Here is a 13,210-nt window from a genome sequence, read left to right on the forward strand (position 1 = left end):
CAACCGCGTACTCGCGGCTCTCTATTAATGGCCCGGCGATGTCGCTGCCGGACCATGATCGTCAAAGGCTGACCGTGACGATGCGAATTACTTGGCGCCCAGCGCCAGTTTGGCGACTTGTGGCGCTGGCTGGTAGCCCGGAATGACTTGTCCGTCAGCCAAAACGATGGCCGGTGTGCCATTCACGCCGATCGACTGACCGAGGGCGAACTGTTTGGAAACCGGGTTCTCGCACTTGGCGGCCTTGATTTCCTTGCCATCGACCATTTTGTCCATGGCGGCTTTCTTGTCTTTCGAGCACCACACGGCTTGCAGTTGCTCGTCACCCGGCGAGCCGAGGCCCTGGCGCGGGAACGCGACATAACGCACTTCGATGCCGCGCTTGTTCAGCTCCGGCACTTCGGCGTGCAGCTTGTGGCAGTACGGGCAGGTGGTGTCGGTGAACACGGTGATGTGCGATTTGGTCTCGCCCACGGCCGGGTAAACCACGGTCTCGGCAACCGGAATGTCATTGATCAGTTTGGAGATGCCCAGGCGCTCGGTCTTCTCGGTCAGGTTGACCGGCTTACCGTCCTTGAGCTGGAACAGATAGCCTTGAACAACGTATTGACCGTCGGCGCTGGCGTACAGCACACGGCTGCCCTTGAGCTTGACTTCGTACATGCCCGGCAACGGGCTGGCGGAAATGCTCTCGACCGGAACTTCGAGCTGGAGGTTTTCCAGGCTTTTACGAATAGCTTTGTCGGCCGCGTCATCGGCGACGGCAAAGGTGCTGACCAACGCAATGGCTGCGGCGGCGAAAATCTGGGTCAGACGCATGAGAACTCCTGAAGGCGGACAAATGAAACGATCAGAACGCCCGTGCCATCACACCGGGTCATAACCGTCCATCGTGCAAACCGGCAAAGCCTAACACATAAGGCCACGGTGGCCGAATGCGCCTGTCGCCACACTTTCAGGACTGCGCAGATCTTGTGAGAGCGAGCCTGCTCGCGAAAGCGGAGGGTCAGCTAAATGAGCGCTGACGGACATGCCCTCTTCGCGAGCAGGCTCGCTCCCACAAGGATTGTTTTTCAGCCGCGCGGGTGATGTTTCGCATGCAGTTCCTGCAGTCGGGCGCGGGCGACGTGGGTGTAAATCTGCGTGGTGGAGAGGTCGCTGTGGCCAAGCAGCATCTGCACCACCCGCAAGTCCGCGCCGTGGTTGAGCAGGTGCGTGGCAAACGCATGGCGCAAGGTGTGCGGCGATAGCGACTTGCCGATCCCGGCGACCTTCGCCTGATGCTTGATCCGGTGCCAGAACGTCTGACGGGTCATCTGCTCGCCGCGCTGGCTGGGGAACAGCACATCGCTCGGCCGCCCCCCGAGCAGTTCGCCGCGACCATCACGCATGTAGCGCTCGACCCAGACAATCGCCTCCTCGCCCATCGGCACCAGCCGCTCCTTGCTGCCCTTGCCCATCACGCGCAACACGCCTTGGCGCAGGTTGACCTGTTCCAGCGTCAGGCTGACAAGCTCGGTCACTCGCAAACCACAGGCGTACAACACTTCAAGCATGGCCCGGTCACGTTGGCCGATGGCTTCGCTCAGATCCGGCGCCTTCAACAGCGCCTCCACGTCAGCTTCCGACAGCGATTTGGGCAATGGCCTACCCAGTTGCGGCATATCGACGCGTAACGTCGGGTCGATACTGATCAGCTTTTCCCGCAGCAGATAACGATAAAAGCCACGCACACCCGAGAGAAATCGGGCGGTTGAGCGCGGTTTGTAGTTCTGCTCGAGACGCCAGGACAAGTGATCGAGGATCAACTCACGGCCAGCATTGATCAACTCCAGGTTCTTCTCCTGCAACCAGCCATTGAACAGCGCCAGATCGCTGCGATAGGCGCCACGGGTGTTATCGGACAGGCCTTTCTCCAGCCATAGAGCGTCGAGGAATTGGTCAATCAGGGGATGGTCGATGGCAGGCATGGGCGCTCAAGACACACAGCCTCTAAGACCGTGCGCAAATGTGGAGTGAACTGTAGGAATGGGCGCTAGTCTTTCATAGCCCGCTAATTCAAGGAACAGGGAGCATCAATGAACGAGCAGCAAATTCTCTTGGCGTTTGGCGGGATCGGCGCAGCGGCGCTGGGTTGCCAATGGCTGGCCTGGCGCCTGAAGCTGCCGGCGATTCTGTTTCTGTTGCTGACCGGCATTCTGGTCGGCCCGGTGCTTGGCTGGCTCGATCCGCAGGAAATGTTCGGGCCGCTGCTGATGCCGCTGGTGTCGTTGGCGGTGGCGCTGATTCTGTTCGAGGGTAGCCTGACCTTGCACCTGTCGGAGTGGAAAGAGATCGGCAGCGTGGTTCATCGCCTGGTGACCATCGGTGCGATTTCGACCTGGATCGTCATCGCCGTCGCCACACACTATCTGCTCGGTTTCGACTGGATGCTGGCCATTCTCTTTGGCAGCCTGACGCTGGTCACCGGCCCGACCGTGATTGTGCCGATGCTGCGCGTGGTGCGGCCGAAAGCCTCGATCGCCAACATTCTGCGCTGGGAAGGCATCGTCATCGACCCGATCGGCGCCCTGCTCGCCGTTGTGGTTTATAGCTTTATTATTGCCAGTGCCGAGGGCCATGGCCTCAAGCAGAGTCTGTTTACGTTTGGCGGGGTGATTCTGTGTGGCGCGGTGTTCGGGATTGTCGGTGGCTGGGTGCTCGGGACCATTATTCGTCGCCAATGGTTACCGGAATACCTGCATAACCTCGCCTCATTGGCGGCGGTGCTGGGGATATTCATTGCCGCCAACGAAGTGATGCACGAATCCGGTCTGCTGGCCGTGACGCTGATGGGCATGTGGCTGGCGAACATGAAGGGCGTCGATGTGCGGCACATCCTGCACTTCAAGGAAAACCTCAGCGTGCTGCTGATCTCCGGGCTGTTCATTCTGTTGGCGGCGCGGCTCGATCTGTACGCGTTGATTGGTTTGGGACCGCTGGTGTTGATTCTGCTGCTGGTGATTCAGTTGATCGCCCGGCCGTTGAACGTGCTGCTCAGCACCGCCGGCTCGAGCCTGAGCTGGCGTGAGCGCGCGTTGCTGTGCTGGATTGCGCCGCGCGGGATCGTCGCGGCGGCGGTCTCGGCAATTTTTGCGATTCGCCTGCACGAGGCCGGGCATGAAGGTGCGTTGCTGCTGGTGCCGCTGACGTTTGCGGTGATCATCGGCACCGTCGTGTTGCAAAGCGCGACTGCACGACCGCTGGCACGCCTGTTAAAGGTTGCCGAGCCAGCGCCAAGTGGTTTCCTGATCGTCGGCGCGAACGGCCCGGCGCGGGAGCTGGGCAAATCGCTGCAGCAACTGGGCAGCCGCGTGCTGCTGACCGATTCGAGTTGGGAAAACATTCGTGCCGCACGCATGGAAGGCCTGCCGACGTATTTCGGCAACCCGGCTTCGCAGCATGCCGACGCGCATCTGGATCTGGTCGGGCTGGGGCATTTGCTGGCGCTGTCGCCTTCGGGTGAGCTGAATACCTTGGCGGCCATGCGTTTTCGTCACGACTTCGGCCATCAGCGTTTGTTCGGGTTGGCCAGTGGTCATGAGAGCCGGCGTAGCGACAAGCATCGTGCGAGCCTGGAGCATCGCGGCAATCAGTTGGGCAGCGAGGCGTTTACCTACGCGAAACTCGCCAGCCAGATGGGACAGGGTGCCGAGTTGTACAGCACGACGCTGACGGACGGATTTGGCTGGGAGGATTACCGGGCGCTGCATGGAAACCGCGCGACGCTGCTGTTCATGCGCGATGACAGCGGTTGGGTGCATGTGGTGACGCCGGAGACGGCTGTGAAACCTGGGGCGGGGTGGACGTTGTTGGCGTTGATTCAGCCGGAGAACGGCGGCGTCTGATCTGACGCTTTCGCGAGCAAGCTCGCTCCCACAGTGACCGGGTTGAACACAATATTTGTGTCCGGCAAGGAAACTGTGGGAGCGAGCCTGCTCGCGAATGGCGCGACTGGGTATCAGATCAAGCCGCAAACCCCGGCAGCACCGGCACCGGTCGCTTGTCGTCGTCGATGGCAACAAAGCTGAACTGCCCGTGAATCGCCTTTTCGCGGCCATCGCAGCTCATGCTTTCGACAAACACTTCCACCTCAACCTTGAGGCTGGTGTTGCCGACCTTGATCACCTTACCCACCAATTCAACAATGGAGCCTGCCGGGATCGCGTGGTTGAAGTCGATGCGATCAGTAGACACGGTCACCAGCGGCAAGCGGCAGAATCGCGTAGCGGTGATGAACGACACTTCGTCCATCCACGCCAGCGCGGTGCCGCCGAACAGCGTGTTGTGGTGGTTGGTAGTCGGCGGGAAGACGGCTTTGGTTACGCGGGTCACCGAGAGTTCGGTGCGGCGTTCGATTTCCTGGTCGCGGGTGGTCATGGTTCTGGCCTGTCACAAAATGGCTGTGGATAAATTTCGGGCAACAAAAAAGCAGCCCGTAGGCTGCTTTTTTCTGCATCGGAAGCTGGACTTAAGCCAGTTTTTCCTTGATGCGAGCTGCTTTACCCGACAGGTCGCGCAGGTAGTACAGCTTGGCTTTACGTACGTCACCGCGACGTTTAACAGCCATGCTGTCGATCTGCGGGGAGTAGGTCTGGAAAGTACGTTCTACGCCAACACCGTTGGAGATTTTACGAACGGTGAACGCACTGTTCACGCCGCGGTTACGCTTGGCGATTACAACGCCTTCGAACGCTTGCAGACGGGAACGATCGCCTTCCTTCACTTTCACCTGAACGACAATAGTGTCGCCTGGGGCGAAGGTAGGGATTTCTTTGGTCATCTGCTCTGCTTCGAGTGCAAGGATGATTTTGTTGGTCATGCTGTGCTCCTAAGGTAAATCGTTCGATCTACCATCGATACGTTGTTAACTATCGTCCCGCTCGCGGATGTATTCCTCGAGCAGCTTCTTCTCTTCTCCAGAAAGCGAGCGGCTTTCCAGAAGATCGGCGCGTCGTTCAAAGGTCCTACCAAGGGACTGCTGTAAACGCCAACGCCGGATATGCGCGTGATTGCCACTCAGCAACACGTCGGGAACACGCTGATCCGCATACACCTCAGGTCGGGTGTAGTGCGGGCAATCCAGCAGACCATCCGTAAAGGAATCTTCCTCGGCGGAATCCGCATGCCCTAAAGCTCCAGGCAGCAGTCGTGTAACCGCATCGATCAGGACCATCGCCGGCAGCTCGCCGCCAGACAGTACATAGTCGCCAATCGACCACTCTTCATCGACATGAGCCTCAATAAAGCGCTCGTCAATGCCTTCATAGCGGCCGGCAATCAGGATCAATGCATCCGATTGTGCCAACTCGCGTACCGCCGACTGAGTCAGTTGACGGCCTTGGGGGGACAGGTAAATCACCTTCGCCGCCTCCCCGGCTGCTGCTTTGGCCTGAGCCAGCGCATCTTCCAGGGGCTTGATCTTCATCACCATGCCCGGACCACCGCCAAACGGGCGATCGTCTACAGTGTGATGCCGATCCGTCGTGTAATCTCGCGGATTCCAACAGGTCAGCTGCAAGAGCCCCTGTTTGACCGCACGACTGGTGATGCCGTAGTCGCCAATGGCGGAAAACATCTCGGGAAACAAACTGATCACTTCTACGCGCAAGTTAGCCACGCTTAGAAGTCCGCGTCCCAATCCACCTTCATCTCGCCCGCTGCCAGGTCGATGGCCAACACGCATTGCTCCGTATAGGGCAACAAGCGTTCGCGATCATCCAGGCTGCCAGCGCAAGGCTTGACTACCATTACATCATTGGCGCCGGTTTCCAGAAGATGATCGATTTTCCCGAGCAATTGCCCCAGTTGATCAATAACCTTCAGACCTTCCAGCTGGTACCAGTAGTACTCGCCTTCGGTCAATTCAGCGAACAGATTGCGCGGCACGCAGATCTCATAACCGGCCAGAAGACGAGCTTCTTCACGATCATCAAGACCCTTGAGCTTTGCGACCAGGAACTTGTCGCTCCCGCGTCCACTGACCAGCTCGACCTGTTTCACATTACCTTCGCGCTTGAGCGTCCAGGTTTTGTACTGCAACAGGTTTTCAGTCGGATCAGTAAAGGAATAAACCTTCACTTCGCCGCGAACGCCATGAACAGAATAAATTTTGCCAATAACGATCAAATCATCGGCAACAGCAGGCGTCGCGTTCATATTGCTCAGGCCGCAGCCTTTGCAGATTCCTTCAGCAACTGAGCAACACGCTCAGAAGGCTGTGCACCAACGCTCAGCCAGTAGGCTACGCGCTCTTGGTTCACGGACAGACGGATTTCCTGACCACGGGCAACAGGGTTGAAGAAACCAACCTGTTCTTTGTGGGAGCCGTCACGCGGGTTACGCGAGTCGGTTACGGTCAGGTGGTAAAACGGGCGCTTTTTGGAGCCGCCAAGGGCAAGACGGATTGTTAGCATGTGAACATCGTTCCTGTAGTCGGTGCTGCAAATCTAAATGCACAGCGGGCATGGGTGCCCGAAAGGCCGCATATTCTAAGGAATATCCGGACTTTTGCAAATGACTTTTTCCGGCGCCTATGGCATGCCGTGCAGATCTGCATATAGAGCCGTCGATGAAAACGGCCAGTCAGCTCCCGCCGAGTGCGGGTTTGCTGTTGATCCTGCGTCCTTGCAGGGTCTGCGCCGGTGCGACGACCGGCGCGGATTCTTTACATTTTCGGCATGCCGCCGCCGGGCAACATTCCGCCCATGCCGCGCATCATTTTCGCCATTCCGCCTTTGGCGGTGAATTTCTTCATCATCTTCTGCATCTGCTTGTGTTGCTTGATCAAGCGACCGATGTCCTGCACCTGCGTGCCGGAACCCATGGCGATCCGACGCTTGCGCGAACCGCTGATCAGCTCCGGGTCGCGGCGCTCGGCCGGGGTCATGGAATTGATGATGGCTTCCATCTGCTTGAACTGTTTCTCTGCGGCGTTCTGGGCATTGCCCATTTGCGAAAGATTGACGCCGCCGATGCTCGGCAGCTTGTCCATGAGGCCGCCGAGGCCGCCCATGTTTTTCATCTGTTGCAGCTGATCGCGGAAGTCTTCGAGGTCGAAGCCCTTGCCCTTCTTCAGCTTCTTGGCCAGTTTGTCGGCCTTGTCCTTGTCGAGGGTCGCTTCGGCCTGTTCGATCAGGCTGAGCACGTCGCCCATGCCGAGGATGCGCGAGGCGATACGCTCAGGGTGGAACGGATCGAGCGCTTCGCTCTTCTCGCCCATACCGATGAACTTGATCGGCTTGCCGGTGATGGCGCGTACCGACAGCGCGGCACCGCCACGGGCGTCGCCGTCGACCTTGGTGAGGATCACGCCGGTCAGCGGCAGTGCATCACCGAAGGCCTTGGCCGTGTTGGCCGCGTCCTGACCGGTCATGGCGTCGACGACGAACAGGGTTTCGACCGGGCTGATCGCGGCGTGCAGCGCCTTGATCTCGCCCATCATCTCTTCGTCGATGTGCAGACGACCGGCGGTATCGACGATGACCACGTCGATGAATTTCAGCTTTGCTTCTTTAATAGCTGCGGTGGCGATGTCGACCGGCTTCTGGCTCAGATCGGACGGGAAGAACGTCACGCCGATGTCGTTGGCCAGGGTTTCCAGCTGTTTAATAGCTGCCGGGCGATAAACGTCCGCCGACACGACCATGACCGACTTCTTCTTGCGCTCTTTAAGGAAGCGCGCGAGTTTGCCGGCGGTGGTGGTTTTACCGGCACCCTGCAGACCGGCCATCAGAATGACGGCTGGCGGCACGGCGCTCAGGTTCAGATCTTCGTTGGCCGCGCCCATCAGGCTTTCGAGTTCGGCCTGGACGATCTTCACGAATGCCTGGCCCGGCGTCAGGCTGCGCGACACCTCGGTGCCGACAGCGCGCTCCTTGACCGAATTGACGAAGTCCTTGACCACCGGCAGGGCGACGTCGGCTTCGAGCAACGCCATGCGCACTTCACGCAGGGTGTCTTTGATATTGTCCTCGGTCAGCTTCGCCTTGCCGGTGACATGGCGCAGCGTCTGCGAGAGACGGTCGGTTAAGTTTTCAAACATTGCGCGATCCTTTCAGGCCCTGTGTAGACCGGGATAATGGCGGCCCAGACCGGAATCAACATGTGCTCGGCGAGCCTGCGGCGTGGGCAGGTCGCGGATTATAGCGAAGACTGCGGCTGGCGGACACCTCGCTGTCAGCTTCCTGAGTCTTTCGTGCCGTAGCCGTTCTATGCCAAACTCAGCCCCTTTCGGGCTTGCCTAACAGGATTTATGCTCCCCTTGTCACCCAGTTTGCTGACCACCCTCGCCGCCGCCCTTCTCTATGCCGCTGCGACCTTTTATCAGAGCACCCGCTTGGCCACCGGCGCCAAGGCGAACAAGCGCCTGCTGGTTGGCCTCGGAGTTTTCGCCGTCATGGCCCACGCCGCCAGCCTGCTCACCCACCTGCTGACGCCAATTGGTCTGGGCCTGGATTTCTTCAGCGCCTCCAGCCTGATCGCAGCGGCGGTGATTGCCCTGACGCTGATCGCCTGTTCGCGCATTCCGGTGGAAAACCTGCTGGTACTGCTGTTCCCGCTCGGCGCAGTCACGGTGTTGCTGGCGCAATTCGCGCCGGCCGGCACGGTGCAGATCATCGACGAAGAGCCGGGCATCCTCGCGCACATCCTGTTGTCGATCCTCGCCTACGGCATGTTCACCATCGCGGTGTTCCAGGCCTTGCTGCTACTGGTGCAAGACCACCAGCTCAAGCACAAGCATCCGTCCGGGCTGATCAAGAACTTCCCGCCGCTGCAAACCATGGAAAGCCTGTTGTTCGGTTTCCTCTGGGCCGGCTGGACGCTGCTGTCGCTGTCGCTGATCTCCGGCTGGCTGTTCGTCGAGAACCTCTTCGCCCAGCATCTGGTGCACAAGACCCTGCTGGCGTGCCTGGCCTGGATCGTGTTCAGCGTGCTGCTATGGGGGCGCAACCGTCTCGGCTGGCGCGGTCACAAGGCGATTCGCTGGACCCTCGCCGGTTTCTGTCTGCTGATGTTGGCGTATTTCGGCAGCAAACTGGTTCGTGAATACATTCTGCACATCTGACGGGCGGCATAAATGGACGGTTTGCCCTTAGGGCCGATGCTCGCGGTATTTGTCCTGCTGATTTTATGGTCGGGGCTGTTTACCGCCGTCGAAATCGCGCAGCAACATTTGCTCGCGCAACGTACCGCCTCACGCGCCAGCGATAAACCGCTGGCGAAGCTGAGCTTCCCGCTCGACAGCCTGATCCTCTGCAACACCCTGTGCCGCGCACTCGCGGTCGTTATCGCGACCTTGCTGGCGATTTTCCTCTGCGAAGAAAATGGCCCGTGGGCGGCGTGCCTCGGCGCCGGGGCAATCCTCCTGGTGTTTGCCGATTATTTCCCGCGCACCGTCGCCCAGCGTTATCCCGATGCCGTGCTGGCCTTCGGCAACTCTTTGCTGGCGGTGCCGCTGAAGATTGTTTATCCGTTTGCCTGGCTGTTCAGCCGTATCAGCGCCCTGCTGATCCGCCCGTTCGCGCGCAAGACTCGAGTGGTGCAGCAGAGCGAGGACGATGCGCCCTCCGACCGTCTCGACGATCCGGAACACCCCGTTCACGCGCACCCGGTTTCAGGGATCCACGCGCTGGACAACATCACCGTCAACGACATTCTGGTCCCGCGCAGTGAAGTCGACGGCATCAACCTCGACGACTCGATCGAAGAGATCATCGAGCAGCTGCGCCACAACAAGCGCACGCGTCTGCCGATGTTCCACAGCGACATCAATCAGGTTGAGGCCGTACTCAATACCCGTCAGATCCGCCATCTGCTGAGCAGCGCTGATCTGACGCTCGAAGCCTTGCTGGCCGCCAGTTACGAGCCGTACTTCGTGCCGGAAAGCACGCCCCTGCAACTGCAACTGCTGAACTTCCACAAGCAGCAGCGGCGGCTGGGCATGGTCGTCGATGAGTACGGCGAAGTGCTCGGCATCGTCACCCTGGAAGACATTCTCGAAGAGATCGTCGGCGAATTCGAAAGCGAACACAGCCTGGATAATCCGCATATTCATCCGCAAGAGGATGGGCGGATGATGATTGAGGGTGCGGCGTCGATCCGCGAATTGAACAAATGCCTTGGCTGGCATTTGCCGAGCGATGGCCCGAAGACCCTGAATGGCTTGGTGACCGAGGCGCTGGAGACGATTCCCGAGAGCGCAGTGTGTTTGAAGATCGGGCGTTATCGCCTCGAGATTCTCGAGACTGAAGAGAACCGGGTGAGCAAAGTCCTGATCTGGCATACCTCGTCTGTACCAGCCCTGGTGCCTGCCAGGTAAAAGATCAAAAGATCGAGCCGCCTTCGGACGATCTTTGGTCTTGTTTGATTGTTAGCCCCCTTCCTATAATCGAATCCGCTTACCCAAGCCCCGCCAACCCTGGTGCTTACCCCGCACTCAACAGGTTTCGGCTATTTTCCGCTGCACTCCGACGACTGTTCCTACCGGTTACAGCGATCGCGCCTCATCCCACATCCCTGGGTGTTCGACCATAATAATTCGCTCCCACGGAGCTCATGACTGTCAGGGATCACCGCATGACGACCAGTACCGCTTACAGCGACACCGCGCCTGCCCAACCGACCAACTCCGCCACCCGCGTTGCCACGGCGAGTTTTATTGGCACGGCGATCGAGTTCTACGATTTCTATGTTTACGCCACCGCCGCTGCGCTGGTGATCGGGCCGGTGTTCTTTCCGCAGACCTCCGGCACCGCGCAGATGTTGTCGGCGTTTCTGACTTTTGGTATCGCCTTCCTCGCCCGACCGCTGGGATCGGCGTTGTTCGGCCACTTCGGCGACCGCATCGGGCGCAAGTCGACGCTGGTTGCTTCGCTGCTGTTGATGGGCGTGTGCACGACGCTGATCGGCGTGTTGCCGGGGTACGCGACCATCGGCGCGTGGGCGCCGATTCTGTTGTGCGTGCTGCGCTTCGGCCAGGGCTTGGGATTGGGCGGCGAATGGGGCGGCGCGGCCCTCCTCGCCACGGAAAACGCGCCGAAAGGCAAACGCGCGTGGTTTGGCATGTTTCCGCAGCTCGGCCCTTCGATTGGTTTTCTCGCGGCCAACGGCTTGTTCCTGACGTTAGCCATGACCCTCGATGACGAGCAATTCCGCAGTTGGGGCTGGCGGATTCCGTTTCTGCTCAGCGCCGCACTGGTAATGGTCGGCCTGTATGTGCGACTGAAACTGCACGAAACGCCAGTGTTCGCCAATGCCATGGCCCGTCAGGAACGGGTAAAAATGCCGCTGGTCGAGCTGTTCAGCCAGTATTGGGCACCGACCTTGTTGGGCGCGGCGGCCATGGTCGTTTGCTATGCGCTGTTCTATATCTCGACGGTATTTTCCCTGAGTTACGGGGTGTCCACCCTCGGTTATAGCCGCGAGACTTTCCTCGGATTGCTGTGCTTCGCCGTACTGTTCATGGCGGCCGCGACGCCGCTGTCGGCTTGGGCCAGCGACCGTTATGGGCGCAAACCGGTGCTGATCATCGGTGGCGTGCTGGCGATTCTTTCCGGGTTTCTGATGGAGCCGCTGCTGACTCAGGGTTCGACCTGGGGCGTGGCGCTGTTCCTGTGCATCGAACTGTTCTTGATGGGCGTGACGTTCGCGCCGATGGGGGCGCTGTTGCCTGAGTTGTTCCCGACCCACGTGCGCTACACCGGCGCTTCAGCGGCGTATAACCTCGGCGGGATTGTCGGGGCCTCGGCGGCGCCGTTTTTTGCGCAGAAACTGGTGGCGATGGGGGGTTTGAGTTATGTCGGCGGGTATGTGTCGGGGGCGGCGGTGCTGAGTTTGATTGCGGTGCTGTGCCTGAAGGAAACGCGTGGCAACGATCTGAATCGGGTTGCCTGACAGAAAGATCAAAAGCTTCGCGAGCAGGCTCGCACCCACATTGGAATGCACTTCCCTGTGGGAGCGAGCCTGCTCGCGAATGTCGCGACGCGGTTTAGAGTTCTACGACAACCGCCTGAGCAGCGCGGGTCGCCTTGGCACGAGCGGCCTCGATCGACTCATCCCGCGCCAGCGCCACGCCCATGCGGCGCTGACCGTTCACTTCTGGCTTGCCAAACAGACGCAGTGCCGTGTCCGGCTCGCTCAACGCAGCGCCGAGGTTGGCGAATGCAGTCTGGGTCGACTGCCCTTCCACCAGAATCACCGCCGAAGCCGAAGGCCCGAACTGACGGATCAGCGGCACTGGCAGGCCCAGAATTGCCCGAGCGTGCAAAGCGAACTGCGACAGATCCTGAGAAATCAGCGTGACCAGACCGGTGTCGTGCGGACGCGGCGAGACTTCGCTGAACCACACCTGATCACCTTTGATGAACAGCTCGACGCCGAACAGACCACGGCCACCCAGCGCCTCGGTCACCGCTTTGGCAACGCGCTCGGATTCAGCCAGAGCAATCGGGCTCATGGCTTGTGGCTGCCAGGATTCCTGGTAGTCGCCCTTCTCCTGACGGTGGCCGACTGGCGCGCAGAACGTGGTGCCGCCGATGTGGCGTACGGTCAGCAGGGTGATTTCGTAGTCGAAATCGATAAAGCCTTCGATGATCACCCGACCTTTGCCAGCGCGACCGCCCTCTTGCGCGTAATCCCAGGCCTTCTGCACGTCATCGACGCTGCGCAGCAGGCTCTGGCCCTTGCCCGACGAGCTCATCACCGGTTTGACGACGGATGGGAAACCCAGGTCTTCAACGGCTTTGCTGTAGTCCTCGAAGGTGTCGGCGAAGTGGTACGGCGAGGTCGGCAGGTCCAGCTCTTCAGCGGCCAGACGACGGATGCCTTCACGGTTCATGGTCAGTTGCGCCGCGCGCGCGGTCGGGATCACGGTGAAGCCTTCGGCTTCCAGTTCGACCAGGGTGGCAGTGGCGATGGCTTCGATTTCCGGCACGATGAAGTGCGGCTTCTCGGCTTCGATCACCGCACGCAGGGCGGCGCCGTCGAGCATGTTGATCACATGGCTGCGATGGGCAACCTGCATGGCCGGCGCGTTGGCGTAGCGGTCAACAGCGATCACCTCAACGCCCAGGCGTTGCAGCTCGATCACCACTTCCTTGCCCAACTCACCACAGCCACACAGCAATACGCGGGTCGCGGTTGGCGACAATGGAGTTCCGATACGGGTCAT

General features: G+C 59.8%; 13 protein-coding genes. 4 read left to right on the forward strand and 9 right to left on the reverse strand.

The window, feature by feature from the left end:
• Window positions 1–87: 87 nt before the first annotated feature.
• Together dsbC and xerD are read right to left on the reverse strand one after the other, a co-directional pair.
• A complete protein-coding gene (dsbC, locus tag ACQ4OE_RS10280; protein WP_064393252.1) occupies window positions 88–819 on the reverse strand; it encodes a bifunctional protein-disulfide isomerase/oxidoreductase DsbC in 732 nt (243 codons plus the stop codon).
• Between the two features lie 254 nt (window positions 820–1,073).
• The gene (gene xerD, locus ACQ4OE_RS10285; protein WP_430946579.1) at window positions 1,074–1,970 is read right to left on the reverse strand and encodes a site-specific tyrosine recombinase XerD; all 897 of its coding nucleotides are present in this window, start codon (window positions 1,968–1,970) and stop codon (window positions 1,074–1,076) included.
• A 108-nt stretch (window positions 1,971–2,078) separates the two neighbouring features.
• Here xerD and ACQ4OE_RS10290 point away from each other — a divergent pair, with 108 nt between their 5' ends.
• Window positions 2,079–3,887, forward strand: a complete 1,809-nt coding sequence (locus tag ACQ4OE_RS10290) for a cation:proton antiporter (RefSeq protein ID WP_430946580.1) — start codon at window positions 2,079–2,081, stop codon at window positions 3,885–3,887.
• A 118-nt stretch (window positions 3,888–4,005) separates the two neighbouring features.
• On the opposite strand, the gene ACQ4OE_RS10295 is transcribed toward ACQ4OE_RS10290, so the two are convergent.
• The 6 genes from ACQ4OE_RS10295 to ffh all read right to left on the reverse strand — a co-directional run bounded on the left by ACQ4OE_RS10295 (window position 4,006) and on the right by ffh (window position 8,083).
• Window positions 4,006–4,419, reverse strand: coding sequence for an acyl-CoA thioesterase (locus ACQ4OE_RS10295; protein ID WP_038357747.1), 414 nt, complete (start codon window positions 4,417–4,419; stop codon window positions 4,006–4,008).
• A 91-nt stretch (window positions 4,420–4,510) separates the two neighbouring features.
• Window positions 4,511–4,861 (reverse strand): 50S ribosomal protein L19, encoded by a 351-nt coding sequence (rplS, locus tag ACQ4OE_RS10300; RefSeq protein ID WP_003175895.1) that lies wholly within the window; start codon window positions 4,859–4,861, stop codon window positions 4,511–4,513.
• A 45-nt stretch (window positions 4,862–4,906) separates the two neighbouring features.
• Window positions 4,907–5,659 carry a tRNA (guanosine(37)-N1)-methyltransferase TrmD gene (gene trmD / locus ACQ4OE_RS10305; protein ID WP_122598058.1) on the reverse strand — a complete coding sequence of 251 codons (753 nt, stop codon included), beginning with the start codon at window positions 5,657–5,659 and terminating at the stop codon, window positions 4,907–4,909.
• A gap of 2 nt (window positions 5,660–5,661) precedes the next feature.
• Window positions 5,662–6,198 (reverse strand): ribosome maturation factor RimM, encoded by a 537-nt coding sequence (gene rimM, locus ACQ4OE_RS10310; protein ID WP_077571259.1) that lies wholly within the window; start codon window positions 6,196–6,198, stop codon window positions 5,662–5,664.
• Window positions 6,199–6,203: 5 nt separating this feature from the next.
• On the reverse strand, window positions 6,204–6,455 hold the full coding sequence (gene rpsP, locus ACQ4OE_RS10315) for a 30S ribosomal protein S16 (protein ID WP_003185073.1): 252 nt from the start codon (window positions 6,453–6,455) through the stop codon (window positions 6,204–6,206).
• Between the two features lie 251 nt (window positions 6,456–6,706).
• Entirely contained in the window at window positions 6,707–8,083 is a 1,377-nt protein-coding gene (ffh, locus tag ACQ4OE_RS10320; protein WP_236427850.1) for a signal recognition particle protein, read from the reverse strand.
• A gap of 210 nt (window positions 8,084–8,293) precedes the next feature.
• Here ffh and ACQ4OE_RS10325 point away from each other — a divergent pair, with 210 nt between their 5' ends.
• The 3 genes from ACQ4OE_RS10325 to ACQ4OE_RS10335 all read left to right on the forward strand — a co-directional run bounded on the left by ACQ4OE_RS10325 (window position 8,294) and on the right by ACQ4OE_RS10335 (window position 11,934).
• A complete protein-coding gene (locus tag ACQ4OE_RS10325) occupies window positions 8,294–9,106 on the forward strand; it encodes a cytochrome C assembly family protein (RefSeq protein ID WP_430946581.1) in 813 nt (270 codons plus the stop codon).
• Window positions 9,107–9,118: 12 nt separating this feature from the next.
• The gene (locus ACQ4OE_RS10330; RefSeq protein WP_430946582.1) at window positions 9,119–10,360 is read left to right on the forward strand and encodes a transporter associated domain-containing protein; all 1,242 of its coding nucleotides are present in this window, start codon (window positions 9,119–9,121) and stop codon (window positions 10,358–10,360) included.
• A 257-nt stretch (window positions 10,361–10,617) separates the two neighbouring features.
• The gene (locus tag ACQ4OE_RS10335; RefSeq protein WP_430946583.1) at window positions 10,618–11,934 is read left to right on the forward strand and encodes an MFS transporter; all 1,317 of its coding nucleotides are present in this window, start codon (window positions 10,618–10,620) and stop codon (window positions 11,932–11,934) included.
• A gap of 94 nt (window positions 11,935–12,028) precedes the next feature.
• Here the strand turns inward: ACQ4OE_RS10335 and purT are convergent, their stop codons facing one another.
• On the reverse strand, window positions 12,029–13,210 hold the full coding sequence (purT, locus tag ACQ4OE_RS10340; protein ID WP_430946584.1) for a formate-dependent phosphoribosylglycinamide formyltransferase: 1,182 nt from the start codon (window positions 13,208–13,210) through the stop codon (window positions 12,029–12,031).

Origin of the sequence: Pseudomonas sp. WC2, assembly GCF_050586545.1 — a bacterium.
Classification (GTDB): Bacteria; Pseudomonadota; Gammaproteobacteria; order Pseudomonadales; family Pseudomonadaceae; genus Aquipseudomonas.